This is a genomic window from Paracoccus sp. (in: a-proteobacteria) (assembly GCF_030604785.1).
Taxonomy (GTDB): Bacteria; Pseudomonadota; Alphaproteobacteria; order Rhodobacterales; family Rhodobacteraceae; genus Paracoccus.
Genome location: NZ_JAUVVF010000018.1, coordinates 28,554 through 51,310, shown reverse-complemented (window position 1 = coordinate 51,310; position 22,757 = coordinate 28,554). Strand labels below are relative to the sequence as shown.

Here is a 22,757-nt window from a genome sequence, read left to right as displayed (position 1 = left end):
AGCGGGGCCTTTCCTTTCAGAAACAACCGATCACTCGGCGGTTTCTTCTTTCTTCTCGACGATTTCCTCGCCGGTTTCCTGATCGACCATCTTCATGCCCAGACGGACCTTGCCGCGATCGTCGAAGCCCAGCAGCTTGACCTTCACCTCTTGACCCTCTTTGAGGATCTCGTTCGGGTGGGTCAGGCGGCGGTTGGCGATCTGGCTGACATGGACCAACCCGTCGCGCTTGCCGAAGAAGTTCACGAAGGCGCCGAAATCGACCAGCTTCACGACCTTGCCGGTATAGACCTTGCCTTCTTCCGGCTCGGCCACGATCGAGTAGATCATGTCATAGGCCTTCTTGATCGACTCGCCATTGGCCGAGGCGATCTTGATCACGCCATCGTCGTTGATGTCGACCTTGGCACCCGAGACCTCGACGATCTCGCGGATCACCTTGCCGCCCGAACCGATCACTTCGCGGATCTTGTCGGTCGGGATCTGCATCGTCTCGATGCGCGGAGCGTGTGCGCTGAACTCGCGACGGCCTTCGGTCAGGGCCTTGGCCATCTCCGAGAGGATGTGCAGACGGCCGTCCTTGGCTTGCGCCAGGGCCTGCTCCATGATCGCGGGCGTGATGCCCTGGACCTTGATGTCCATCTGCAGCGACGTGATCCCGTTTTCGGTCCCCGCCACCTTGAAGTCCATGTCGCCCAAGTGATCCTCGTCGCCCAGGATGTCCGTCAGCACCGCAAAGCGGCCGTCATCTTCCAGGATCAGACCCATCGCGACGCCGGCCACCGGCGCCTTCAGCGGAACGCCCGCATCCATCATCGACAGCGAACCGCCGCAGACCGAGGCCATCGAGGACGAGCCGTTCGATTCCGTGATCTCGGACACGACGCGGATCGTGTAGGGGAAGTCGGTCGGCGCCGGGAGCACCGCCTGCAGCGCGCGCCATGCGAGCTTGCCGTGGCCGATCTCGCGGCGACCGGGCGAGCCCACGCGGCCAACCTCACCGACCGAATAGGGCGGGAAGTTGTAGTGCAGCAGGAAGTTCGAACGGAAGTTGCCGTGCAGCGCGTCGATGATCTGCTCATCGTCGCCTGTGCCGAGCGTGGTCACGACCAGCGCCTGCGTCTCGCCGCGCGTGAAGAGGGCCGAGCCGTGGGTGCGCGGCAGGATCCCGACTTCGCTGACGATCGGGCGGACGGTCTTGTTGTCACGGCCGTCGATGCGCGCGCCACCGTTGATGATGTCGCCGCGCAGGATGTCGGATTCCAGCTTCTTGAGCGCCGAGCCAAGGTTCGGATCGGCCAGCTGCTCTTCGGTCAGGCCGGCCTTGACGGTCGCCTTGGCCGCAGCAACGGCATCCTGACGGGCCGACTTGTCGCGGATCGCGTAAGCCGCGCGCATCTCGGTCTCGCCCAGAGCCTTCACGCGGGCATAGATCTCGCTGTAATCGGGCGACTGGAAGTCAAAGGGCTCTTTGGCGGCGGCTTCGGCCAGTTCGATGATCAGGTCGATCACGGGCTGCATCGCCTCGTGGCCGAACTTCACGGCGCCCAGCATCTCTTCCTCGGTCAGCTCATAGGCTTCCGATTCGACCATCATCACGGCATCTTTCGTGCCGGCGACGACCAAGTCCAGACGCTGCTCGGGGTTCGAGCGAAGCTGGTCCATGTCCTGAACCTCGGGGTTCAGCACATATTCGCCGTTCGAGAAGCCCACGCGCGCGGCGCCGATCGGACCCATGAACGGCACGCCCGAGATGGTCAGCGCGGCCGAGGCGGCGATCATCGCCACGATGTCCGGGTCGTTGACCAGGTCGTGCGACAGCACGGTGCACATGACCAGGACTTCGTTCTTGAAGCCCGGCGCGAACAGCGGGCGGCAGGGACGGTCGATCAGACGCGCGGTCAGCGTCTCTTTCTCGGTCGGGCGCGCCTCGCGCTTGAAGAAACCGCCGGGCACCTTGCCGGCGGCGTAGTATTTTTCCTGATAGTGAACCGTCAGCGGGAAGAAGTCCTGCCCGGGCTTGGGTTCCTTCGCGAAGGTGACGTTGGCCATGACGCTGGTCTCGCCCAGGGTGGCGATGACGCTGCCGTCGGCCTGACGGGCAACCTTGCCCGTTTCCAGCGTGAGCGTTTCCTGGCCCCACTGGATCGATTTCTTCACTTCGTCAAACATCTGATGTCCTCTTGGGATGGTCCGGCCCTCCGGTCATCCCGTGTCATATGGCGGCCCCATTGCCGCCGACCCCAATCCTCTCGCGTCCGCCGGGGTCGAAGCGTCACGTCACAGATTCCGGCGACATACAGGAAATCGGGCCAGTTGGGAAGGGGCGCGCCGGGAACACTCTGCGCCTTCCGCGTCTTACCAAGGCTCAGACCCTGCCGAGGAGCCCGCGATGACCGACACGCCGACCCTGCCCGAACCGCCCGATCTGGCCGCCACGGTCTTTGCCGCACTGAAGGACAAGGCGCATCTGGCGAATGGCCCGCGCATGATGCTGGGCGTGCTGGCGGGGGTCTATATCGGTCTGGGCGGGCTGTTCGCCATCATCGCGCTGGCCGGGGCCGAGGCGATGCCCTTCGGCGTGGGCCAGGTGCTGGCGGGGCTGGTCTTTGCCATGGGCCTTGCGCTGGTGATGATCGGCGGGGCCGAATTGTTCACCGGCAACACGCTGATGGCGGGGCCGGTCGCGGCGGGCGAGGTCGCGCCCGGGCGGGCGGCGGCGGCGCTGGCGGTGGTCTATGCGGCGAATTTCGCGGGCTCGGTCCTGCTGGCACTGCTGGTTCTGGCAGCCGGCCTGCACGAGGCCGGCGAGGGCGCCGTGGGCCGCGCCGCGCTGGATCTGGGCGCGACCAAGACCGATCAGGGATTTGGCGCGATGCTGGCCAGCGGCATCCTTGCGAACATGCTGGTCTGCCTTGCGGTCTGGCTGGCCTATGGCGGCAAGACGGTGACGCAGAAGCTGGCAGGCCTGACCCTGCCAATCGCCGCCTTCGTCGCCGCCGGGTTCGAGCATTCGGTCGCAAACATGTATCTGCTGCCCTATGCGTGGATGGTGCAGGCCGTGACCGAGGGCGCGGGCGCGGCCATCACCGCGTCGGGCGTGCTGGCCAATCTGGTCGCTGCGACCATCGGCAACCTGATCGGCGGCGCGGCCATCGCGCTGGCCTACTGGTTCGCCTATCTGCGCGACTAGGCGCAAAACGGAAAACGCCCGCAGCACAGGGGCCGCGGGCGTTCTGTCTGTCGCGTCAGGCGCGCCGGATCAGCGGCGCAGGCCCAGCTTGGCGATCAGCGCGGTGTAGCGCGCTTCTTCCTTGGCTTTCAGATAGTCCAGCAGCTTGCGGCGCTGCGCGACCAGCTTCAGCAGACCACGACGCGAATGGTTGTCTTTCTTGTGCGTCTTGAAATGCTCGGTCAGGGTGGCGATGCGCGAGCTGAGGATCGCGACCTGCACCTCGGGCGAACCGGTATCGCCTTCCTTGGTGCCGAATTCCTTGATGACGCGGGCTTTTTCTTCAACAGTGATCGACATCGGGTACTCCTTTCGGATCTAGGGTCAAGGCGCAGGCCGGGATGTCGTCCAGCACAGGCCACTTGGTTCCCGGCCCGTCAGGGCGGCAGGATGCGCGCAGATAACCGAGAATCACCTGAAAGAAAAGCCCCCGGACCGGCGTCAGTCGCGCACCGCGACGATGCGGATGTCTTCCAGCCTCAGGCCGCCATGCTGCAACAGGCGCCCGACGGACTGGCCGTTGACCTCCAGCAGGTAGGTTCCGTCCAGATCCTGCCTCAGGGTCAGCTGCGCGGTGGGCGCGATCGTCTCGGACAGGTGCAGGTGGATCTGGTCTTCGGCTGCGTCATAATCGGCGATGGTCGGCATGCCCTGCGGGATCTGGCGCAGCACGAAGGTGTCGGCCCCCGCATTCCCCGAGGCGAAGTCATGCGCGCCGGGCATCAGCGTGTCGTCGCCCTCGCCCCCGTTCATCCAGACGGTCTCGGGACCGTCATGGCCGATCAGCACATCATTGCCGCGCCCTCCATCCAGATCGTCGGACCCCTCGGTCGAGACCAGCACGTCGTCGCCGTCATTGCCCGACAGCCAGTCATTGCCCGGCCCGCCGAACAGCGTGTCGTTTCCCTCGCCGCCAAAGATCGTGTCGTCGCCCTCGTCTCCATAGATCAGGTCGTCGCCGCCCTGCCCGTTCAGATGGTCGTTGCCGTCACCGCCGAAGATGACGTCGTCGCCACCCTCGCCATAGGCCGCATCGCCCTGGATCCAGTCATCGCCGCCGCCGCCATGGATCGTGTCCGCGCCCAGACCGCCGCGCAGGTCGTCCATCCCGGCGCCGCCGCGAATCACGTCATCGCCCGCCCCGCCCATCAGCGTGTCGCCATCGTCATCCCCGACGATCTGCCGTGGCACCGTCGGCGTTCCGTCCGGTCCGGGCATGACCGGCGGACGCTCTGCGTCGTCGGGATCGGGGGTCAGGGCATCGTCGTCGCTGGTGTCCTCGTCGCCGGACTGGCCGGATTCCATGACGAACGCCGCCAGGACAAGACCGATCAGACTGCCGATGAGCAACATTCGCGGACCCTTCACCACAGGACAGAGCAACAGCCGCAACGCGCGGCCTGTCACAGCATAGACCAGCCCGCAGGCCCGCGAAGCTGCAAACTTAAGAAAACCTTAACCAGCGCCGGTCGCTCTGCCGCTTGGCACGAAAAAACCCGCCGCATTGCTGCGGCGGGTTCTTTTCGTCCGTGATCTGCCGGGCATCCCCGGCAGGACCATCCTCAGCCCTGACGGGCCTTGAAACGGCGATTGGTCTTGTTGATCACGTAGATGCGGCCCTTGCGGCGCACAACCTGACAGTCGCGGTGCCGGCTCTTGAGCGAGCGGAGCGAGTTGCGAACCTTCATCGGTCTTCTCCATCGTCGCGGCCGCTGCGCTGCCGCCTTGAAAACGAAATACCCCCGACAACCGGCCGGGGGCGGCGAAAGAATGGTGGGCGGTACTGGGATCGAACCAGTGGCCACTACGATGTCAACGTAGTGCTCTACCGCTGAGCTAACCGCCCGTCCTCGAGTTCCAGGGCGATCGGCCCTCTCCCTCGTGGTTGGCGATCCTATACAGAGGCCCCAAGGGGGATTCAAGACCTATCGGCAACATGTTTTTCCGGTCTATAAACATTTACGGATCACCGTCGGAAGAGACCCTTGTCCCAGGCCGAGCTGCCATTCCTGCTGAATCGACCCGACCGCTGGAAGGCCGGAGTGATCTTCGCTTCGCCCCATTCGGGTTGCCATTATCCCGACTGGTTCCTGCGTGGCACGCGGTTGCCGATTCACGCGCTGCGGTCGTCCGAAGATGCCTTCGTGGACCGCCTGATCGCCTGCGCCCCCGATTTCGGCGCGGTTTCGCTGTGTTCGCTGGTGCCGCGCTGCATCGTGGATCTCAATCGCGGCACGGACGAGATCGACCCGCTGGTCGTGCGCGGCGTGCCGCGCCATCCGCTGAACCAGCGCACGCTGGCCGGGCTTGGGGTGATTCCCCGCGTCGTCTCGCAGGGGCGCGCCATCCACGAGCGGCCCATCGACCGCGCCGAGGCCGAGCGCCGGATCGAGACCTGCTGGCAGCCCTATCACCAGGCCCTGACCTCGCTGATCTCCGAGGCGCGCAAGCGATTCGGCCGCGCCATCCTGATCGACATGCATTCCATGCCTCATGACGCGCTGGCCCATCTGCAGGGCTCGCGTCCCGACATGGTGCTGGGCAACCGCCACGGCCTGTCGGCCTCGGCGCGGGTGACCGACGCGGTCTGCGCGGCGGTCGAATCACAGGGCTGGCGCATCCGGCGGAACTCGCCCTTTTCGGGCGCCTATATCTGCGCCGCCTACGGGCGGCCCAGCCAGAACGTGCATGTCGTCCAGCTCGAGATCGACCGCTCGCTCTACATGGATGAAAAGACGATCCTGCCGCGCCCCGATTTCGACGATTTCGCCGCAAGGATGCGCCGCGTGATCCGCGACCTCTCGCGCCTCGACGCCGACGAGCAGGACGCGATCGCGGCCGAGTGATCAGGCGCCCTTGGGCCGGAACGCCTTGATCCGGGCCGGGTCGGTCTCGATCCTCGCGGCGCCGATCAGGTCAAGGCAATAGGGCACGGCGGCAAAGACCGCATCCAGGCAGGTCGCGATGGCCGACGGCTTGCCGGGGATGGTGATGATCAGGCTGCGCCCGCGAATCGCCGCGGTCTGGCGCGACAGGATCGCGGTCGGCACCTCGCGCAGCGAGGCGCGGCGCATCTCTTCGCCAAAGCCGGGCAGTTCCTTGTCCATGACATCGGCCACGGCCTCGGGCGTCAGGTCGCGCGGCGCAGGCCCGGTGCCGCCGGTGACAAGGATCAGATCCGCGCCCCCGTCGGCCAGATCGCGCAGGGTGGCCGCGACCCCTTCGCGGCCGTCGGGGATGATGTGGCGCTCGATGATCACGGGCGAGGTGATGACACCCCGCAGCCAATCCTCGGCGCCGGGGCCGCCGTTGTCCTCGTATTCCCCCCGCGACGCCCGGTCGCTGACGGTCACGATGGCGATGCGGGCGGCCCCGTCCGTCATTTCGCGACGCGCGCGTTGCGGTTCGCGATCAGCTTCAGGCGCAGCGCGTTCAGGCGGATGAAGCCCGCCGCGTCCTTCTGGTCGTAGGCGCCGGCATCGTCCTCGAAGGTGACATGCGCCTCACTGTAGAGCGAATGATCCGACCAGCGGCCCACACAGCTTGCCAAGCCTTTGTAGAGCTTCAGCCGGACCGTGCCGGTCACGTGCTCCTGGCTCTTGTCGATCAGGGCCTGCAGCATCTCGCGCTCGGGGCTGAACCAGAAGCCGTTGTAGATCAGCTCGGCATAGCGCGGCATGATCGAATCCTTGAGGTGCCCCGCGCCCGCATCCAGCGTGATCTGCTCGATCCCGCGATGGGCCTCGAGCAGAATCGTGCCGCCCGGCGTCTCGTAGATGCCGCGCGACTTCATGCCGACGAAGCGGTTCTCGACGAAATCCAGACGCCCGATGCCGTGCTTGCCGCCCAGCTCGTTCAGGCGCGTGAGGATCGTGGCGGGCGACAGGGCCTCGCCGTCGATCGACACCGCGTCGCCGCGCTCGAAGCCGATCTCGATGAATTCGGGCTGATCGGGGGCGTCCTCGGGGTTCACCGTGCGCTGATAGACATAGTCCGGCGCGGCCTCGGCCGGGTTCTCCAGCGCCTTGCCCTCGGACGAGGTGTGCAGCAGGTTCGCGTCCACGCTGAACGGCGCCTCGCCGCGCTTGTCCTTGGCGATGGGGATCTGGTTTTTCTCGGCGAACTCGATCAGCTTGGTGCGGCTGGTCAGGTCCCATTCCCGCCAGGGCGCGATCACCTTGATCGAGGGATCCAGCGCATAGGCGCTGAGCTCGAAGCGGACCTGGTCGTTGCCCTTGCCGGTCGCGCCATGCGCCACCGCATCCGCGCCCGATTCCTGCGCGATCCGCACCAGATGCTGCGAGATCAGCGGCCGCGCGATCGAGGTGCCCAGCAGATAGAGCCCCTCGTAGAGCGCGTTGGCCCGGAACATCGGGAAGACGAAGTCGCGCACGAATTCCTCGCGCACGTCCACGATGTGGACGTTCTCGGGCTTGATGCCCAGCATCAGGGCCTTCTGGCGCGCCGGCTCCAGTTCCTCGCCCTGGCCCAGATCGGCGGTGAAGGTCACCACCTCGCAGCCGTATTCGGTCTGCAGCCATTTCAGGATGATCGAGGTATCAAGCCCCCCCGAATAGGCGAGGACGACTTTTTTCGGCGCGTCGGACATGCGGTGACCCCTTGTCGAAGTTTCCGGGGGAATACGGTGGTTTTCGCGTTGTCACAAGGGTGTGGGCCGAATCGAATAAGGGTGCGCGCGATTTCCATGGGAGCATTCAATGCTGGCTTTTTCAATTCTGGCCCATGCGCTGCGGCAGCTTAAGGGCAACCGGCGCGCAATGATGCGTCTGGCCGTGCCGTCGTTCCTTGTCTCTGCGGCCATATTTGCTGTGACATTCGGCGCGTCGGTTGCGATGGCTATGCGGACCAGTGCCGGCCCTGCTGCGGTGAATTTCGTCATGTGGCTCGGCATCCTTGCCGCGATTGTGCCATTTTTGGCGATGGCCGTGGCCTGGCATCGTTATGTCCTGATCGAAGAACCGCCACGGCTCCTGGGCGCAGAGCAACGGAGCGCTGTCCTCCGCTATGTCGGGACCGGGCTGCTGATGCTCTTGATCATTGTGCCGACGCTTTTCGCTGGCGCGATCCTGGTCGGCATCGTCTTTTCAGCGCGATCCGGAGGGCTGGGCCTTGGCATGTTCCTCGTCGGGATTCCGCTGGTGATGCTGTTCATGGCGTTCACACTGAGGCTGTCCATCGCCCTGCCTGGCGCCGCCATCGGCCAGTCGCGCCCGATCCGCACCGCCTGGGATGCCACAAAAGGGCGCCTCGGCTGCATTTTGGTGATCGCTTTCGTCATGTCTGTGATTCACAACCTGCCGGTGGCGATCATCGAGCGCGTGGTGCCTGGCAGCCTTGGCGGCACGGCCATCACGCTGGTGTGGCTTTGGCTTGCCGGATTGTTCCAGTTGTCGGTCGTGACCACGCTCTGGGGCCATTTCGTCGAGGGGCGTGCGCTGCGCTGAACCCTTGCCAGCTCGCACATTTCGCGGCATGGGGCGGGAATGGAAAACTTTGTCGCCTCCGTCCGTCTGGCCGAGGCCGCGCTTCGCGACCTGTTCGAGCCTACCCCGTTGCAGCGCAACGACCACCTGTCGGCGAAATTCGGCGCCGACATCTGGCTCAAGCGCGAGGATCTGACGCCCGTGCGCAGCTACAAGCTGCGCGGCGCCTTCAACGCGATGCGCAAGCTGGCCCGGCCCGGCGGCGGCGGCCATTTCGTCTGCGCCAGCGCCGGTAACCACGCGCAGGGTGTGGCCTATGCCTGCCGCCATTTCGGCGCGCGCGGAACGATCTTCATGCCGGTCACCACGCCCAAGCAGAAGATCGACAAGACCCAGATCTTCGGTGGCGACGCGGTCGAGATCGTGCTGACCGGCGACTATTTCGACCAGACGCTGGCCGCCGCGCAGGCCTTCTGCGCGGATGAGGGCGCGCAGTTCCTGTCGCCTTTCGACGCGCCCGACATCATCGAGGGTCAGGCGACGGTCGGGCTTGAGATGCTGGAACAGCTGGGCCGCGCGCCCGATCTGGTCGTGCTGCCGGTGGGCGGGGGTGGCCTGTCGGCGGGAGTGACGAAATACCTTGCAACCGAAGCGCCCGAGACACGCTTTGCCTTCGCCGAGCCGCTTGGCGGGGCCAGCCTCAAGGCCGCGCTTCAGGCGGGCGCGCCGGTCGCGCTGCCGGCGGTGGACAGCTTCGTGGACGGTGCGGCAGTCGCACGCATCGGCGCCCTGCCCTTCGAGGCGCTGGCGCGCTTCGATCCCGCCGACGTGCATCTGGCGCCCGAGGACCGCATCTGCCGCACCATGCTGGAGATGCTCAACACCGAGGGCGTCGTGCTGGAACCGGCGGGCGCGCTGGCGCTGGACGTGCTGGGCGATCTGGGCGATCTGTCGGGCCGGACGGTCGTGGCGGTCTGCTCGGGCGGCAATTTCGACTTCGAGCGCCTGCCCGAGGTCAAGGAACGCGCGCAGCGCTGGCTGGGGGTCAAGAAGTATTTCGTGCTGCGGATGCCGCAACGGCCCGGCGCGCTGCGCGATTTCCTGGATCTTCTGGGTCCGAATGACGATATCGCGCGGTTCGAATATCTGAAGAAATCGGCGCGCAATTTCGGCTCGGTCCTGATCGGGATCGAGACCTCGGATCCCGCCGATCTGGCCGCGCTGACCGCGCGGCTGGACGGGTCGGGCTTTGCCTATCGCGACATCACGAATGACGAGATCCTGTCGGAATTGCTGGTCTGAGACCGGCGCCACAAGATGAACCGCCAAGTTTAATCATCGGCTGGAGCCGGGTTTACCGCCGCTTTACGACATCGCGTCTAAGGATGTCTGATGAAAGCCGCGAATCGCCCCGCCCCCGCCCCAGTGATCACGCCCGCAGCCCTGCGGCGAACGGTGCTGCTGGTCGTCCCGGATCCCGCCGAACAGGCCGAGCTGGCCGCGATCCTGCTGCGTGACGGTTACGAGATCGTCGAGGCGATGACCGGCTCGGACGCGCTGGAACTTTGCCTCGCGCGCGAGCCGGACATGGTTCTGGCCGACCGGGCCCTGCCGGACATGAGCGGGCTGTCGCTCTGCGCCGCCTTCCGCCGGATGGAGCGGCAGAGCCACGGCTATTTCGTGCTGCTGTCAGCCGATGGCGGCGACGCCGAGATGCAGGCCGGGCTGCGCGAAGGCGTCGACGACATCCTGACCAAGCCCGTCGCACCGATGGCGCTGCGCGCGCGGCTGGCCGCCGGCGAGCGGCTGCTGCGGATCGAGGAAGAGCTGAATGCCAGCAATGCCCAGTTGCGCTCCGCGCTGGAGCGGCTCAGCGAGACGCAGGCCGCGATCGAACGCGACCTGCGCGAGGCGCGCAAGCTGCAACAGGGGCTGGTGCGCGAACGGGCCGGGCGCTTCGGCATGGCCGAGGTGTCGCTGCTGTTGCGCCCCGCGGGCCATATCGGCGGCGATCTGGTCGGCTTCTTTCCGATCAGCGACCACCGGATCGGCCTGTTCGCGCTGGACGTGGCCGGGCATGGCGTCACGGCCGCGCTGCTGACGGCACAGCTCTCGGTGCATCTGTCCGGCTCGACCGACCAGAACGTCGCGCTGCGGGGCGGGCAGAGCGGCGCGGATGCGGTGACGCCGGGCGGGCTGGCGCATTTCTTCAACACGATGATGCTGGAGGAGATGAACACCGACAGCTACTTCACGATGATCTACGGCGATCTGAACCACCGGACGGGCAAGCTGCGGATGGTGCAGGCGGGCCATCCCCATCCGGTGCTGCAACGCGCCGATGGCAGCATCCTGCGTCTGGGCAAGGGCGGCATGCCGATCGGGGTCTTCGAACGGCCGGTCTTTGACGAATTCACCGTCACGATGCAGCCGGGCGACCGGCTGCTGATCACCTCGGACGGGATCACCGAGGCCAGCACCCCCAACGGCCGCCTTCTGGGCGATGACGGGGTCGAGGCGATCATGCGCACCAACGCCTTTCTGGGCGGGGTGGCGTTTCTCGAATCGATGGCTTGGTCGGTCTCGGAATATTGCCGGGGGGAACGGCTGGACGACATGTCCGCCGTCCTGCTGGAGATGCGCACGGACGGCGGCTAGATCACGCCACAGGCGACGCCCAGCCGGCGCAGGGCGCGGCGCAGCATCTGGCGAGAGCCGGGATCGACCAGCAGATCCAGCGCCTCGGCCGGGGCGACCCAATGGGCGCTGTGGCCGGGCTCGGTCGGGTCGGACCGGCGCAGGACCGGACGGGCTAGCCAGATCGCGCAGAGCTTCTCGGCATGGATGCCGTAATCGGGCATGTAGCAGAAGCGGCGGTAGCGGCCCAGCAGGCGGGCGCCCTCGATGCTGTAGCCGGTCTCCTCGAACACCTCGCGGTGCAGCGCGCGGACAGGCGATTCGCCTGGATCGATGCCGCCTCCGGGCAGCTGGAATTCCGGCTCGGGCGCGGTCTGGTGGGTCAGCAGCAGCCGCCCCTCGCGCCACAGAACGGCATAGGCGCCGGGGCGACGCCGATAGGCGATCCGGGCAAGAGGGGGCTGTCCGAAGCGGGGGGTCATGGCGTCACCTGTCGCTGTGCAGCACCGCCATAGCAAGAGTGCCACGAACGGGGAAGCGCCCCCCGGCCCTTGGGCTTCGTTCAAAAACGCCTATATTGGGGCGCGAACAGCCCGGCCCGACCGTTTGCGGTGGCGGGGCCAGACGCTTCAAGGAAAGATGATGCACAAGATCAACCAGATCGCCTGGGACGACACGGTTCTGCCCTTCCAGCTTGACCGCTCGGACATCCGGGGCCGTGTGGCGCGGCTGGACGGGGTTCTCGACCATATCCTGACGCGGCACGATTACCCGGCACCCGTCAGCGCGCTTGTGGCGGAACTGGCGCTGCTGACCGCGCTGATCGGCCCGATGATCAAGCTGCGCTGGAAGCTCAGCCTCCAGGTGCGCGGCAATGGCGCGATCCGCACGCTGGCCGCCGACTACTACGCCCCCGTCGACGATGACGCGCCCGCCCGCATCCGCGCCTGGGCCAGCTTTGACGGCGACCGGCTGGACGCGCGCGCGCCCTTCGAGCAGATCGGCGAGGGTTACTTTGCCATCCTGATCGACCAAGGCGCGGGCAACATGCCCTATCAGGGCATCACGCCGCTTGCGGGGGGCAGCCTGTCGGCCTGCGCGCAGACCTATTTCGCGCAATCCGAACAGCTGCCGACGCGGTTCCAGCTGGCCTCGGGCCTGTCCCGGCAGGCCGGGAATGCGCCTGCTTGGCGGGCGGGCGGCGTGATGCTGCAGACGCTGCCCGCGCAGCCGCATTCCCCCGCCGAGGGCGGCAGCGGCGAGGGCGGCCTGATCGAGGCTGCCGACATCCTGCAGGGCGCGGAATCCGAGGATTGGAACCGCGCCAACCTGCTGCTGGACACGGTCGAGACGCTGGAACTGATCGGCCCCTCGGTCGGTCCGACCGACCTGCTGCTGCGGCTGTTCCACGAGGAAGAGCCCCGCGTATATGATGCGCAGCGGGTGGAGTTCGGCTGCTCGTGCACGGCGGACCGGGTGCGCGACACGCTGTCAATCTATTCGGCCAAGGACATCGCGCATATGACCACGCCCGAGGGGATCGTGACGGCCGATTGCCAGTTCTGCGGCGCGCATTACGAATTCGACCCCCAGAGCCTGGGATTCGAGGCGACGGTCGATGCGACGGGCAACCCGCTGACGGACCAGGCATGAGCCTTCGCTGGTCCCCAGACCTGCTGCGCCAGGCGCTGACGCACGCGGCCGGGGCCAGTTCGGATTACGACCTCAATCCCGGCGTGGCGCCGCCCTCGGCCACGCTGCGGCGGGCGGGGGTTCTGGCGGGCTTTCACGAAAGCGACGGGCGGCTCATCCTGACCAAGCGTGCCTCGGGGCTGCGCCATCATCCCGGCCAGATCGCCCTGCCCGGCGGCAAGCTGGACCCGGCCGACCCCGACGAGACCGCCGCCGCCCTGCGCGAGGCGCGCGAAGAGATCGGGCTGGACCCCGCGCAGTTGCAGGTGCTTGGCGCATTGCCGCCGCACCGCACGGTGACGGGCTTTGCCGTCCTGCCGGTGGTCGCGCTGATCCGGGGCGACTTCACCCCTATCCCCGAAGCCGGCGAGGTCGAAGAGGTCTTCACCCTGCCCTTCGCCCATATCGCCGACCCCACCCGATATCATGTCGAAAGGCGGCGCTGGCGCGGCGACTGGCGGGCCTATCACGTCGCGCCGTTCGGACCCTATTATCTGTGGGGCGCGACCGCGCGGATGCTGCTGGGTCTGGCGCAAAGGCTGGGGCAATGACGCATCTGCCCGCAGCGATCCTGAACGACGATGCCCTGATCCGCGTGCTTGACGCGCTGGAGGCCAGAGGGGCGCGCGCCTGGCTGGTCGGAGGCGTGGTACGCAACGCGCTGCTGGGCGAGCCGGTCAGCGATATCGACATCGCCACCGATGCCCCCCCGACCGAAGTGAGCTTACTGGCCGAGGCTGCAGGCCTGCGCGCGGTGCCGACCGGGATCGACCATGGCACCGTCACGCTGGTCGCGGATGGGCGGGGGTTCGAGGTGACGACCTTCCGCCGCGACGTGGAAACCGACGGGCGTCATGCGGTCGTGGCCTTCTCGACCGATCTGGCCGAGGATGCCGCGCGGCGCGACTTCACGATCAACGCACTTTACGCCGACCGCGCGGGCCGGGTGCTGGACCCGGTCGGCGGCCTGCCCGATCTGGCCGCGCGGCGGCTGCGCTTCGTGGGCGAGCCCGAAGACCGCATCCGCGAGGATTACCTGAGGATCCTGCGCTTCTTCCGCTTTTTCGCCCAGTATGGCCGCGAGGCACAGCCTCGGGCGCTGGCGGCCTGCGCGGCCCTGCGCGATGGCCTGGCCCGCATCGCCCCCGAACGCGTGGGCGCCGAGATGCGCAAGCTGCTGGCGGCCCCCGCTCCCGGTGCCGCCATTGCGCTGATGGCGCAGACCGGGGTGCTTGACCTGATCCTGCCCGGTGCCCGCCCAGACGCCCTGCAAAACCTGATCGCGGCCGAGAATGCGGCAGAGGCGCAACCCTCGTGGCGGCGTCGGCTGGCGGCGCTGGTGCCGGGCGATCCGACCGAGGCGCTGCGCCTGTCGCGCCACGAATCGCGCCATCTGGCCCGCCTGCGCGAGGCCGCGCGCGCGCGCTGGTCGCTGGACGAGGCGGGCTATCGCCTGACCGCGCCCGAGGCGCTGGACCATGCGCTGCTGCATCGGGGCATCGGGCTTCCCGTCGATTGGCGCGCCCGGCTGGATCGCGCGCAGGCCTCGCCCCTGCCTTTAAAGGCCTCGGACCTGCCCGGCCTGTCGGGACCGGCCCTGGGCCGCGCCCTGCGCGCGGCCGAGAGTGCCTGGATCGCCTCGGCGTTCACACTGCCTGCGCCCGCGCTGATCGACGCGGCGCTCAATGCCGACCTGAACCCCAAGGATACGCCATGAGCCCTCACGCCCGTCTTGGCCGCATGGTCGATGCCTTCCGTCCTGCAGACGGCCCGCCGCCGCGCACTTTGATGGCGTTCTTCCGCTGGTGCCTGTCGGGCGCATGGCCTGGCCTTGGCGTGGCGGGCGTGGCCTCGGCAATGGGCGGGGCAGCGGATGTCGTCTCGGCCATGCTGCTGGGTCTGGTCGTGGACGCGGTGGCCAGCAGCGCGCCCGGCACGTTCTGGGCCGAGAACTGGGGCCTCGTGGTCGGTTTCGCGCTGTTCTTCCTGGTGATCCGGCCGGCGATCTTCGGCCTGTCGACGGCCAGTTCCAACGTGATCATCGGCCCGAACATCCTGCCTCTGGTACTGTCGCGGCTGCATCGCTGGACGATGGGCCATTCGGTGACCTTCTTCGACAACGATTTCGCCGGGCGGCTGGCGCAGAAGCAGATGCAGACGGCGCGCGCCGTGACAGATGTCGCCTCGGAGATGGTGAACGTCGTGGCCTTCGCGCTGGCCTCGGTGATCGGATCGGCGGCGTTCCTGTTGGCGGTGGATGGCTGGGGGGCGGTGGCGCTGCTGGTCTGGCTTGCGGCCTATTTCGCGCTGATCCGGTTCTTCCTGCCGCGCATCCGGGCGAAATCGGGGGCGCGGGCCTCGGCGCGGGCGAATGTCACGGGCCAGGTCGTGGACACGATCACCAACATCAAGACCGTCAAGCTCTTCGCCCATGCCGATCACGAGGACCAGGCGGCCTTGGGCGCGATGGCCGGTTTCCGCGAGCGCGCGCTGGATTTCGGGGTCGTCTCGACCTGGTTCCGGCTGTCGCTGATGGTGGTGGCGGGCATCCTGCCGGTGATCCTGGTGGGCGGCGCGATCCTTCTGTGGCGCGATGGCGCCGCGACGGTGGGCGATGTCGCGGCTTCGGGCGCGATCGCGATGCGGCTGTCGCAGATGACGGGCTGGGTCAGCATGGCCCTGATGGGCATGTGGGGCAATATCGGCGAGGTCGAGGACGGGATGAAGACCCTCTCGCCCCCGCATGCGCTGACGGACGCGCCGGACGCGATCACGCTTGACCGGGTGCAGGGCGCGCTGCGCTTCGACCGCGTCAGCTTTGCCTATGGCCGGGCCGAGGCCGACGGCGCGGGCATCACCGATCTGGATCTGGACATCGCGCCGGGCGAGAAGATCGGCATCGTCGGTGCCTCGGGGGCCGGGAAATCGACGCTGGTCGCGCTGCTGCTGCGGCTCTACGATGTCGAGCGCGGGGCGATCCGCATCGACGGCCACGACCTGCGCGCGGTGACGCAGGAAAGCCTGCGCCGCCAGATCGCGATGGTCACGCAGGAAACGGCGATGTTCAACCGCTCGGCCCGCGACAACATCCGCTATGGCCGGCCCGACGCCACCGATGCCGAGATCGTCGCCGCCGCCACGGCCGCCGAGGCGCATGACTTCATCCTGACCCTGCGCGACCATATGGGCCGCACGGGCTATGACGCCCATCTGGGCGAACGCGGCGTCAAGCTGTCGGGCGGGCAGCGCCAGCGGATCGCGCTGGCCCGCGCGATCCTGAAGGACGCGCCGATCCTGGTGCTGGACGAGGCCACCAGCGCACTGGACAGCGAGGTCGAGGCGCAGGTCCAGACCGCCCTGTCGCGCGCCATGCAGGGCAAGACCGTGCTGGCCATCGCGCATCGCCTGTCCACCATTGCAGAGCTGGACCGCATCATCGTGATCGAGGATGGCCGCATCGTCGAAGAGGGCCGCCACGACGATCTGCTGGCGGCCGGCGGGCGCTATGCGCGCTACTGGGCGCATCAATCGGGCGGCGTGCTGGCGCTGGACGAGGCCGCCGAATGAGCCGCTGGCGGATCGAACGGCTTGGCCGCAAGGGCGACGGCATCGCCATCGGCGATCAGGGCCGCGCGCTGGCGGCCCTTGTCCTGCCGGGCGAAGAGATCGAGGGCGAGGCGGTCGATGGCCGCATCGCCGCGCCGCGCATCCTGACACCGTCGCCGGACCGGGTGCGGCCCCCTTGCGCGCATTACCGCGCCTGCGGGGGCTGTTCGCTGATGCATGCCTCCGAAGGCTTTGCCGCCGCCTGGAAGCGTCAGGTGGTGATGGCCGCGCTGGCGGCCCAGGGGGTCGAGGCGCCCGAGCCGGTCCTGCATGTCTCGCCCCTGCGCTCGCGCAGGCGGGCGGTCCTGTCGGGTCGGCGGACGAAGAAGGGCGCGCTGCTGGGCTTTCACGCCCGCGCCTCGGATGTGATCGTCGATCTGGGCGAATGCCACATCCTGCATCCGGCGATCACCGCCGCGCTGCCGCTGCTGCGCCGCATCGTGGTGGCAGGGGCCTCGCGCTCTGCCGAGATCGGCATGACGGTGATCCACGGCCCGGCCGGTCTGGATGTCGCGGTACGCGGCGGCAAGCCGATGGACCCCGCGCTGTTTCAGACGCTGGCCGCTTTGGCGGATGAGGGCGATCTGGCGCGGTTGGACTGGGACGGGCAGTCGATCACGCGCCGACCGCCCCTGCTGCCGATGGGGCGCGCGCAGGTCGTCCCGCCGCCGGGCGCCTTTCTGCAGGCCACGCCTGAGGGCGAGGCCGCGCTGCTGGCCGAGGTGCGCGCCGCGCTGGCGGGGGCGTCGCGGATCGCGGATCTCTTCGCCGGGATCGGCACTTTCGCCCTACCCCTGTCGGCCGAGGCCGAGGTTCACGCGGTCGAGGGTCTGGCCGCGCCGCTGGAAGCGCTTGATTCGGCTTGGCGCGCCACGCCGGGCCTGCGCCGCGTCACGACGGAGGTCCGCGACCTGGCCCGCAGGCCGTTGCTGAGGGACGAACTGGCACGCCATGACGCAATCGTGATCGACCCGCCGCGTGCCGGTGCCGCCGCGCAGATGACGGAAATCGCGGCCTCGGGCGTGCCGAAACTGGCCTCGGTGTCGTGTGATCCGGTCACTTTTTCCGGCGATGCGCGAATTCTGGCCGATGCGGGCTATCGCATCACGCATCTTGCTGTCGTGGACCAGTTCCGCTTTTCGCCGCATGTCGAAATCGTCGCGGCATTAACGCTTCGCTAGGCATGGCCGTCTTAAACATGGTATCCAGAAACCACAAAAACTCAAAAGACGTCCCGAGGCAGTGATGAGCAGAACGACCCGTCGTACTTTTTCGCTTTCCATGCTTGCCTTTCTGGCGGCATGCGGGTCGCCCCAACAGCCCAGCAAGTTCCAGCGCTATGATGGACCTCCGATCACCCAGATCCAGGTGAACAAGAGCCAGCGTCGCATGCACCTGCTCAGCGGCTCGAACGTGGTGCGATCCTACGATATCAGCCTGGGCTTCCAGCCCGCCGGCCACAAGCAGTTCGAGGGCGACGGCAAGACGCCCGAAGGTGTCTATTTCGTCGACCGATTCAACCCGCGCAGCCGGTACCACCTGTCGGTCGGGATCAGCTATCCCAACGAACGCGACCGTGCCTTTGCCGCAGCCCATGGCCGCCATCCCGGCGGCGACATCTTCATCCATGGCCGCGGCCCCGAGGGGAACAACCTCTTTCCCCGCCAACGCGACTGGACCGCAGGCTGCATCGCCGTCAGCGATGCCGAGATCGAGGAGATCTATGCCGCCGTGCAGGTCCGCACGCCGGTCGTCATCTTCCCCTGACCGGATCTGCCCGGACGCCCCGCACAGGCCCCGCCAGCGCGGGGCCTTTTTGCATCGCGCCTCAGTTCCCCGTCAGCAGCGTCCACCAGACCTTGCCCGAGGGTTCCTGATACCAGGCGAAGCCAAGCTGGGTTGCCGAGGGGTCCATGATCACGTCACGCGTCTCGCGCACGCCCATCCAGGCGGCCAGCGTCTGGATGTCGTTCTCGAAGGATTCCGAGATGTTCTCGCCCACCAGATTGCCCGAATAGCCCTGGCGCCGGGCGCGATCGACCGGCGACGAGCCGTCCGAACCCCAGTGCCAGGCGCGGTTCTGGGCCGACATGTCGCGCGAATGGGCCATGGCGGCCGCCGAAAGCTGCTGGTTCAGCATCAGCGGCTGCAGCGCGATGTTGCCGCGAAGTATGTTGATCTGCTGCAACACCCGCTGCGGAATCGCCGCAGCCTCCATTTCGCTGATCTGGCCCGGAATCTCGGGCTCGGCGGCGATCGGCTGGACCGGAGGGGGAACGTAACGCGGCGCGCAACCTGCGGCAGCCAGCATGCAGACCAATGAAATCGTTTTTATTTTCAACATTTTCGCCTGTCCCCTGCCCGATCCTTCCGACAGATGTAGCGAATAGCCGCGCGGGCTTCAAATCCAACTCTGCGTGAGGCGCGACGGAAGGCGCGGGCCCGACCCTGACAGCGGAGTGAATTGCCGGAATCGGCCGTGCGGTTTAGCGTCCGGTGGATCAGAACCATCGGAATCGGCAAGCGCGCCAGCAGAGCGCGCCCGAATGCAGGACATGAGACGATGAGCAAATCACCTTCCTTCAACCGCCGCGCCTTTCTGGGCTCGGCGGCTGCCTTGGGCACGGCGGGGCTGGCCGCTCCGGCGCTGGCGCAATTCGCCGAGGCACTTCCCGAGCCGATGCCCGCCGCGGCCCCCGTCAGCAACGGGCCGCAGCACAACATCTCGAGCTTTCGGATGCAGGACTGGCGGCCCTATTTCCAGAACCTGTCCAATGGCGCGATCCTGTGCGACCTGACCTCGCGCGCGCTGCATTACTGGTCCGAGGATCAGCAGACCTATCGGCTGTATCCCTCGTCGATCCCGGTCAGCGAGGATCTGACCCGCACCGGCCGGACCGAGATCATCCGCAAGGTCGAAGGACCGTCCTGGGCGCCGACGCCCGCCATGAAGGCGCGCAACCCCGACTGGCCGGACTTCGTGCCGCCGGGACCGGACAACCCGCTTGGCACCCATGCGCTGTGGCTGAGCTGGCAATATTACCGCATCCACGGCACCCACGACACGCGCAAGATCGGGCGGCGGTCGTCGAATGGCTGCATCGGGCTCTATAACGAACATATCGCCGAGCTCTACAACCTGACCAAGATCGGCACGCAGGTGCTGATCATCTGAGACGAAAAGGGGGCCTTCGCGGCCCCCTTTGCCTGTCGCCGGTCAGCGCGGCTCGACCCAGCCCGCGATGTTCTCGCGCACGACGTTCAGCATCACCTCGATATGCGCCGGATCGTCGTTGAGGCAGGGAATATAGGTGAATTCGTGGCCGCCCGCCTCTTCGAAGCTTTCCTGGATCTCGCCGTTGATCTCCTCGAGCGTCTCGATGCAGTCCGAGGCGAAGGCGGGCGAGATCACCGCGATCTCGGTGATCCCCTGTTTGGCCAGTTCGGCCACATGCTCGACCGTGTAGGGGCGCAGCCATTCCTCGCGGCCAAAGACCGACTGGAAGGTCGTGTCGATCACCCCATCGGGCCAGCCCAGCTCTTCCTTGAGCAGGCGCGAGGTCTTCTGGCACTGGCAATGATAGGGGTCGCCCTGCATCAGGTAGCGCTGCGGCATGCCGTGATAGCTGGCCACCAGCTTGCGCGGGATTCTGTCGCCAAGCGTCCGGCGCACGCTGTCGGCCAGGGCCTTGATGTAGTCGGGGCGGTTCACATAGGGCTCGACCGTGCGGACGGCAGGCTGCCAGGTCTGCTGCATCAGCGCCCTGAACAGCTGGTCGTTCGCCGTGGCCGAGGTCGGCCCCGCATATTGGGGATAAAGCGGCAGGAACACGATCCGGCGGCAGCCCGCCTTGACCATGCGGTCCACGACCTCGTGGGTCGAGGGGTTGCCGTAGCGCATGCAGAATTCGACCATGACCTGATCGCCCCACTCCTGATGGGCGCGGGCGCGCAGCATCTCGGTTTGGGATTTGGTGATCGTCATCAACGGGCTTTCATTCGCCTCGTGGTTCCAGATCAGCTTGTAGTTCGCGCCCGAGGTGAAGGGCCGCTTGGTCAGGATGACCAGTTGCAAAAGCGGCTGCCAGATCAGGCGGTTGATGTCGATGACGCGGCGATCCGACAGGAACTCGTTCAGGTAGCGCCGCATCGACCAGTAATCATAGCCGTCCGGCGTTCCCAGATTGGCGATCAGAATGCCGGTCTTGGCGGGCAGGACCCGGGGATGGTCGGCGGGCAGAGGACTGGTGGTCATTTCTGTTGCTTCCTGATGTCGTTCAAGGCGTCTGCCAGGGATGTCTGCGCCGTGCCGGGGCGCAGCGGCTTGGGCTGGCTGTCCGAGGGCGCCCAGCCCGTCAGAAAGACCAGATCGAATGTGACGGCGACACGGGACGGATCGTCGCGGTCGGGATGGTGGGCGGCCAGATGCGCGGCGGCGCGGGCCAGCACCTCGCGCCGGGTCGGGCGACGCAGGCGGGCGGCCATGGCATTGCCCTCGCCCATGGCGCGCAGGTCACGGGCCAGATGGAACAGATCTCGGTAGCTGGCGCGCTGGCTGAACCCGTCGGCCACCGGCAGGGCCATCCCCCCGCGTTGCAGCAGCGCGCCCAAATCGCGGATCTCGCCCATGGGCAGGATGCGGGGCGACAGGCCGCCGGTCACCTCGGCCTCGGCCTGGGCCAGGGCGGCGCGCAATTCGTGCAGGGTCTGGTTGCCGAAGCAGACGCCCAAAAACAGCCCGTCCTCGCGCAGCGCGCGGCGCGCCTGCACGATCTGGCCAACCGGGTCGTCGGCCCAGTGCAGGGCCAGCGCATGGATCACCAGATCATGCGCGCCGGGGGCAAGGTCCAGGCGGTCCTCGTCGGGGACGACTTTCGCCTGAGGGAAGCGCCTGGCCCAGAATTCGGGAAAGCCGGTCACGATGGCGGGGGCCGTAAACCTCCTGTTAACCTCGGCGAGCCTATCCTCGATCTCGTCTGCGGCGATGCGGTGGAACAGGTCGACATGGCCCATCCGCCGCGCGCGGGCGCGGTTGCGGGTCAGGGCCGCGCGGTCGGTCAGAGGGGAGCGTTGATCGGTGGGGCTGCTCATGGGGCTGGAACATAGGCTTCTTTCGGGGGCGGTTAAAGCGGGCTTGGCGCTGATCTATCCGCCGCAATGCCTGTCCTGCGGGGAAACCGTGGCGCAGGGCGGGGGCGCGGTGCATCTGTGCCCGGCCTGCTGGCCCGATGCGGTCTTTGTGGGCGCGACCTGCTGCGATGCCTGCGGCACGCCTCTGCCGGGCGATCCGGCGCCCGACCTGCAATGCGACGATTGCCTGCGCCTGCCCCGCCCGTGGGACAGGGGGCGCGCGGCGCTGGTCTATGGCGGCACCGCGCGCAAGCTGGTCCTGGCGCTGAAACATGCGGATCGCCCTGATCTGGCGCCCGCGCTCGGGGTCTGGCTGGCGCGAGCGGCGGCCGATATGGTCGCGCCGGGCATGGTCGTGGTGCCCGTACCGCTGCATCTGCGACGGATGTTGCGGCGCAAGTACAATCAGGCCGAATTGCTGGCTGCAGCGGTGGCCAAGCATCACGGGCTTGACCACCAGCCGCGCCTTCTGCGCCGCATCCGCCACACGGAAGGACAGGATCACCGGAGCGTCATGGACCGTCACGCCAATGTCGCGGGGGCGCTGGCGGTTGATCCGGCGCGGGCTGCGCGGTTGCGGGGGCGGCCGGTCCTGCTGATCGACGACGTGATGGCCTCGGGCGCGACCTTGGCCGAGGCGACCGAGCGCCTGTCCGAGGCCGGGCTGGGTCCGATCTCGGTCGCGGTTCTGGCGCGGGCGGTCAAGGATGCCTAGATAGGGACCGAAACAGCATCGGACCCGCCATGAGCATCGAGATCTACACGACCCGCACCTGCCCCTTCTGCCACCGCGCCAAGGCGCTGCTGGACCAGAAGGGCGCGCGCTACACCGAAATCGATGTGGGCGCCGACCCCGCGCTGCGCGAGGCGATGACCCGGCGCGCGGGCGGCAAGCGCACCGTGCCGCAAATCTTCGTGGGCCAGACCCATGTCGGCGGTTGCGACGACCTCTACGCGATGGAGCGGGCGGGCAAGCTGGACCCGCTGCTGAAGGGCGCGGCATGAGCCTGCCCTCG

General features: G+C 67.4%; 24 protein-coding genes and 1 tRNA gene. 14 read left to right on the top strand and 11 right to left on the bottom strand.

Annotated features, from left to right (window positions below):
* Nucleotides 1-30: 30 nt before the first annotated feature.
* On the bottom strand, nucleotides 31-2,172 hold the full coding sequence (pnp, locus tag QAR72_RS07880; protein WP_304616819.1) for a polyribonucleotide nucleotidyltransferase: 2,142 nt from the start codon (nucleotides 2,170-2,172) through the stop codon (nucleotides 31-33).
* 220 nt (nucleotides 2,173-2,392) lie between these two features.
* Between pnp and QAR72_RS07875 the strand changes: the two genes are divergently transcribed.
* Complete coding sequence (locus tag QAR72_RS07875) at nucleotides 2,393-3,193, top strand: formate/nitrite transporter family protein (protein WP_304616818.1); 801 nt, start codon at nucleotides 2,393-2,395, stop codon at nucleotides 3,191-3,193.
* Nucleotides 3,194-3,262: 69 nt separating this feature from the next.
* Here QAR72_RS07875 and rpsO read toward each other — a convergent pair whose 3' ends face one another.
* The 4 genes from rpsO to QAR72_RS07855 all read right to left on the bottom strand — a co-directional run bounded on the left by rpsO (nucleotide 3,263) and on the right by QAR72_RS07855 (nucleotide 5,078).
* Nucleotides 3,263-3,532, bottom strand: a complete 270-nt coding sequence (gene rpsO / locus QAR72_RS07870; RefSeq protein ID WP_304616817.1) for a 30S ribosomal protein S15 — start codon at nucleotides 3,530-3,532, stop codon at nucleotides 3,263-3,265.
* Nucleotides 3,533-3,673: 141 nt separating this feature from the next.
* Nucleotides 3,674-4,585: a calcium-binding protein gene (locus QAR72_RS07865; protein WP_304616816.1), complete on the bottom strand. Its 912-nt coding sequence runs from the start codon at nucleotides 4,583-4,585 to the stop codon at nucleotides 3,674-3,676.
* Nucleotides 4,586-4,794: 209 nt separating this feature from the next.
* Nucleotides 4,795-4,920, bottom strand: a complete 126-nt coding sequence (gene ykgO / locus QAR72_RS07860; RefSeq protein WP_042245282.1) for a type B 50S ribosomal protein L36 — start codon at nucleotides 4,918-4,920, stop codon at nucleotides 4,795-4,797.
* Between the two features lie 83 nt (nucleotides 4,921-5,003).
* Nucleotides 5,004-5,078 (bottom strand) — tRNA-Val (locus tag QAR72_RS07855).
* A 139-nt stretch (nucleotides 5,079-5,217) separates the two neighbouring features.
* On the opposite strand from QAR72_RS07855, the gene QAR72_RS07850 reads away from it, so the two are divergent.
* Nucleotides 5,218-6,078, top strand: coding sequence for an N-formylglutamate amidohydrolase (locus QAR72_RS07850; RefSeq protein WP_304616815.1), 861 nt, complete (start codon nucleotides 5,218-5,220; stop codon nucleotides 6,076-6,078).
* Here QAR72_RS07850 and mog read toward each other — a convergent pair whose 3' ends face one another.
* Together mog and QAR72_RS07840 are read right to left on the bottom strand one after the other, a co-directional pair.
* Entirely contained in the window at nucleotides 6,079-6,615 is a 537-nt protein-coding gene (mog, locus tag QAR72_RS07845; protein WP_304616814.1) for a molybdopterin adenylyltransferase, read from the bottom strand.
* Complete coding sequence (locus QAR72_RS07840) at nucleotides 6,612-7,841, bottom strand: argininosuccinate synthase (RefSeq protein WP_304616813.1); 1,230 nt, start codon at nucleotides 7,839-7,841, stop codon at nucleotides 6,612-6,614. Before QAR72_RS07840 ends, mog begins: the two co-directional genes overlap by 4 nt.
* Before the next feature lie 109 nt (nucleotides 7,842-7,950).
* On the opposite strand from QAR72_RS07840, the gene QAR72_RS07835 reads away from it, so the two are divergent.
* From QAR72_RS07835 to QAR72_RS07825, 3 genes are all read left to right on the top strand, one after another.
* Nucleotides 7,951-8,697 carry a hypothetical protein gene (locus QAR72_RS07835; protein WP_304616812.1) on the top strand — a complete coding sequence of 249 codons (747 nt, stop codon included), beginning with the start codon at nucleotides 7,951-7,953 and terminating at the stop codon, nucleotides 8,695-8,697.
* Nucleotides 8,698-8,736: 39 nt separating this feature from the next.
* Nucleotides 8,737-9,978, top strand: coding sequence for a threonine ammonia-lyase IlvA (gene ilvA, locus QAR72_RS07830; protein ID WP_304616811.1), 1,242 nt, complete (start codon nucleotides 8,737-8,739; stop codon nucleotides 9,976-9,978).
* A gap of 90 nt (nucleotides 9,979-10,068) precedes the next feature.
* The gene (locus tag QAR72_RS07825) at nucleotides 10,069-11,334 is read left to right on the top strand and encodes a PP2C family protein-serine/threonine phosphatase (protein WP_304616810.1); all 1,266 of its coding nucleotides are present in this window, start codon (nucleotides 10,069-10,071) and stop codon (nucleotides 11,332-11,334) included.
* Here the strand turns inward: QAR72_RS07825 and QAR72_RS07820 are convergent.
* The gene (locus tag QAR72_RS07820; RefSeq protein WP_304616809.1) at nucleotides 11,331-11,795 is read right to left on the bottom strand and encodes an NUDIX hydrolase; all 465 of its coding nucleotides are present in this window, start codon (nucleotides 11,793-11,795) and stop codon (nucleotides 11,331-11,333) included. The genes QAR72_RS07825 and QAR72_RS07820 overlap by 4 nt on opposite strands.
* A 160-nt stretch (nucleotides 11,796-11,955) precedes the next feature.
* Here QAR72_RS07820 and hslO point away from each other — a divergent pair, with 160 nt between their 5' ends.
* From hslO to QAR72_RS07790, 6 genes are all read left to right on the top strand, one after another.
* Entirely contained in the window at nucleotides 11,956-12,966 is a 1,011-nt protein-coding gene (gene hslO, locus QAR72_RS07815; protein WP_304616808.1) for an Hsp33 family molecular chaperone HslO, read from the top strand.
* The gene (locus QAR72_RS07810) at nucleotides 12,963-13,556 is read left to right on the top strand and encodes an NUDIX hydrolase (RefSeq protein WP_304616807.1); all 594 of its coding nucleotides are present in this window, start codon (nucleotides 12,963-12,965) and stop codon (nucleotides 13,554-13,556) included. Before hslO ends, QAR72_RS07810 begins: the two co-directional genes overlap by 4 nt.
* A complete protein-coding gene (locus QAR72_RS07805) occupies nucleotides 13,553-14,722 on the top strand; it encodes a CCA tRNA nucleotidyltransferase (protein ID WP_304616806.1) in 1,170 nt (389 codons plus the stop codon). Before QAR72_RS07810 ends, QAR72_RS07805 begins: the two co-directional genes overlap by 4 nt.
* Nucleotides 14,719-16,572: an ABC transporter ATP-binding protein gene (locus QAR72_RS07800; protein ID WP_304616805.1), complete on the top strand. Its 1,854-nt coding sequence runs from the start codon at nucleotides 14,719-14,721 to the stop codon at nucleotides 16,570-16,572. The genes QAR72_RS07805 and QAR72_RS07800 overlap by 4 nt, the downstream gene beginning before the upstream one ends.
* Nucleotides 16,569-17,792, top strand: a complete 1,224-nt coding sequence (locus QAR72_RS07795; RefSeq protein ID WP_304616804.1) for a class I SAM-dependent RNA methyltransferase — start codon at nucleotides 16,569-16,571, stop codon at nucleotides 17,790-17,792. Before QAR72_RS07800 ends, QAR72_RS07795 begins: the two co-directional genes overlap by 4 nt.
* 100 nt (nucleotides 17,793-17,892) lie before the next feature.
* Nucleotides 17,893-18,378, top strand: coding sequence for a L,D-transpeptidase family protein (locus QAR72_RS07790; RefSeq protein ID WP_304616803.1), 486 nt, complete (start codon nucleotides 17,893-17,895; stop codon nucleotides 18,376-18,378).
* Between the two features lie 61 nt (nucleotides 18,379-18,439).
* Here QAR72_RS07790 and QAR72_RS07785 read toward each other — a convergent pair whose 3' ends face one another.
* On the bottom strand, nucleotides 18,440-18,922 hold the full coding sequence (locus QAR72_RS07785; RefSeq protein WP_304616802.1) for a CAP domain-containing protein: 483 nt from the start codon (nucleotides 18,920-18,922) through the stop codon (nucleotides 18,440-18,442).
* Between the two features lie 252 nt (nucleotides 18,923-19,174).
* On the opposite strand from QAR72_RS07785, the gene QAR72_RS07780 reads away from it, so the two are divergent.
* Nucleotides 19,175-19,786 (top strand): L,D-transpeptidase, encoded by a 612-nt coding sequence (locus tag QAR72_RS07780; protein WP_304616801.1) that lies wholly within the window; start codon nucleotides 19,175-19,177, stop codon nucleotides 19,784-19,786.
* A 42-nt stretch (nucleotides 19,787-19,828) separates the two neighbouring features.
* Here QAR72_RS07780 and hemH read toward each other — a convergent pair whose 3' ends face one another.
* Both hemH and QAR72_RS07770 read right to left on the bottom strand, forming a co-directional pair.
* Nucleotides 19,829-20,866 carry a ferrochelatase gene (hemH, locus tag QAR72_RS07775; protein WP_304616800.1) on the bottom strand — a complete coding sequence of 346 codons (1,038 nt, stop codon included), beginning with the start codon at nucleotides 20,864-20,866 and terminating at the stop codon, nucleotides 19,829-19,831.
* Nucleotides 20,863-21,702: an SAM-dependent methyltransferase gene (locus tag QAR72_RS07770; protein ID WP_304616799.1), complete on the bottom strand. Its 840-nt coding sequence runs from the start codon at nucleotides 21,700-21,702 to the stop codon at nucleotides 20,863-20,865. The genes hemH and QAR72_RS07770 overlap by 4 nt, the downstream gene beginning before the upstream one ends.
* Between QAR72_RS07770 and QAR72_RS07765 the strand changes: the two genes are divergently transcribed.
* On the top strand, nucleotides 21,701-22,456 hold the full coding sequence (locus tag QAR72_RS07765) for a ComF family protein (RefSeq protein WP_442953566.1): 756 nt from the start codon (nucleotides 21,701-21,703) through the stop codon (nucleotides 22,454-22,456). The genes QAR72_RS07770 and QAR72_RS07765 overlap by 2 nt on opposite strands.
* 29 nt (nucleotides 22,457-22,485) lie before the next feature.
* The gene (gene grxC, locus QAR72_RS07760; RefSeq protein WP_304616797.1) at nucleotides 22,486-22,746 is read left to right on the top strand and encodes a glutaredoxin 3; all 261 of its coding nucleotides are present in this window, start codon (nucleotides 22,486-22,488) and stop codon (nucleotides 22,744-22,746) included.
* The last annotated feature ends 11 nt before the right edge of the window (nucleotides 22,747-22,757 follow it).

Coding starts and splice junctions, on each gene's coding strand:
- pnp (WP_304616819.1), bottom strand. CDS start 2,172: ATGTTTGACGAAGTGAAGAAATCGATCCAGTGGGGCCAGGAAACGCTC.
- QAR72_RS07875 (WP_304616818.1), top strand. CDS start 2,393: ATGACCGACACGCCGACCCTGCCCGAACCGCCCGATCTGGCCGCCACG.
- rpsO (WP_304616817.1), bottom strand. CDS start 3,532: ATGTCGATCACTGTTGAAGAAAAAGCCCGCGTCATCAAGGAATTCGGC.
- QAR72_RS07865 (WP_304616816.1), bottom strand. CDS start 4,585: ATGTTGCTCATCGGCAGTCTGATCGGTCTTGTCCTGGCGGCGTTCGTC.
- ykgO (WP_042245282.1), bottom strand. CDS start 4,920: ATGAAGGTTCGCAACTCGCTCCGCTCGCTCAAGAGCCGGCACCGCGAC.
- mog (WP_304616814.1), bottom strand. CDS start 6,615: ATGACGGACGGGGCCGCCCGCATCGCCATCGTGACCGTCAGCGACCGG.
- QAR72_RS07840 (WP_304616813.1), bottom strand. CDS start 7,841: ATGTCCGACGCGCCGAAAAAAGTCGTCCTCGCCTATTCGGGGGGGCTT.
- QAR72_RS07835 (WP_304616812.1), top strand. CDS start 7,951: ATGCTGGCTTTTTCAATTCTGGCCCATGCGCTGCGGCAGCTTAAGGGC.
- ilvA (WP_304616811.1), top strand. CDS start 8,737: ATGGAAAACTTTGTCGCCTCCGTCCGTCTGGCCGAGGCCGCGCTTCGC.
- QAR72_RS07825 (WP_304616810.1), top strand. CDS start 10,069: ATGAAAGCCGCGAATCGCCCCGCCCCCGCCCCAGTGATCACGCCCGCA.
- QAR72_RS07820 (WP_304616809.1), bottom strand. CDS start 11,795: ATGACCCCCCGCTTCGGACAGCCCCCTCTTGCCCGGATCGCCTATCGG.
- hslO (WP_304616808.1), top strand. CDS start 11,956: ATGCACAAGATCAACCAGATCGCCTGGGACGACACGGTTCTGCCCTTC.
- QAR72_RS07810 (WP_304616807.1), top strand. CDS start 12,963: ATGAGCCTTCGCTGGTCCCCAGACCTGCTGCGCCAGGCGCTGACGCAC.
- QAR72_RS07805 (WP_304616806.1), top strand. CDS start 13,553: ATGACGCATCTGCCCGCAGCGATCCTGAACGACGATGCCCTGATCCGC.
- QAR72_RS07800 (WP_304616805.1), top strand. CDS start 14,719: ATGAGCCCTCACGCCCGTCTTGGCCGCATGGTCGATGCCTTCCGTCCT.
- QAR72_RS07795 (WP_304616804.1), top strand. CDS start 16,569: ATGAGCCGCTGGCGGATCGAACGGCTTGGCCGCAAGGGCGACGGCATC.
- QAR72_RS07790 (WP_304616803.1), top strand. CDS start 17,893: ATGCTTGCCTTTCTGGCGGCATGCGGGTCGCCCCAACAGCCCAGCAAG.
- QAR72_RS07785 (WP_304616802.1), bottom strand. CDS start 18,922: ATGCTGGCTGCCGCAGGTTGCGCGCCGCGTTACGTTCCCCCTCCGGTC.
- QAR72_RS07780 (WP_304616801.1), top strand. CDS start 19,175: ATGAGCAAATCACCTTCCTTCAACCGCCGCGCCTTTCTGGGCTCGGCG.
- hemH (WP_304616800.1), bottom strand. CDS start 20,866: ATGACCACCAGTCCTCTGCCCGCCGACCATCCCCGGGTCCTGCCCGCC.
- QAR72_RS07765 (WP_442953566.1), top strand. CDS start 21,701: ATGGGGCTGGAACATAGGCTTCTTTCGGGGGCGGTTAAAGCGGGCTTG.
- QAR72_RS07770 (WP_304616799.1), bottom strand. CDS start 21,702: ATGAGCAGCCCCACCGATCAACGCTCCCCTCTGACCGACCGCGCGGCC.
- grxC (WP_304616797.1), top strand. CDS start 22,486: ATGAGCATCGAGATCTACACGACCCGCACCTGCCCCTTCTGCCACCGC.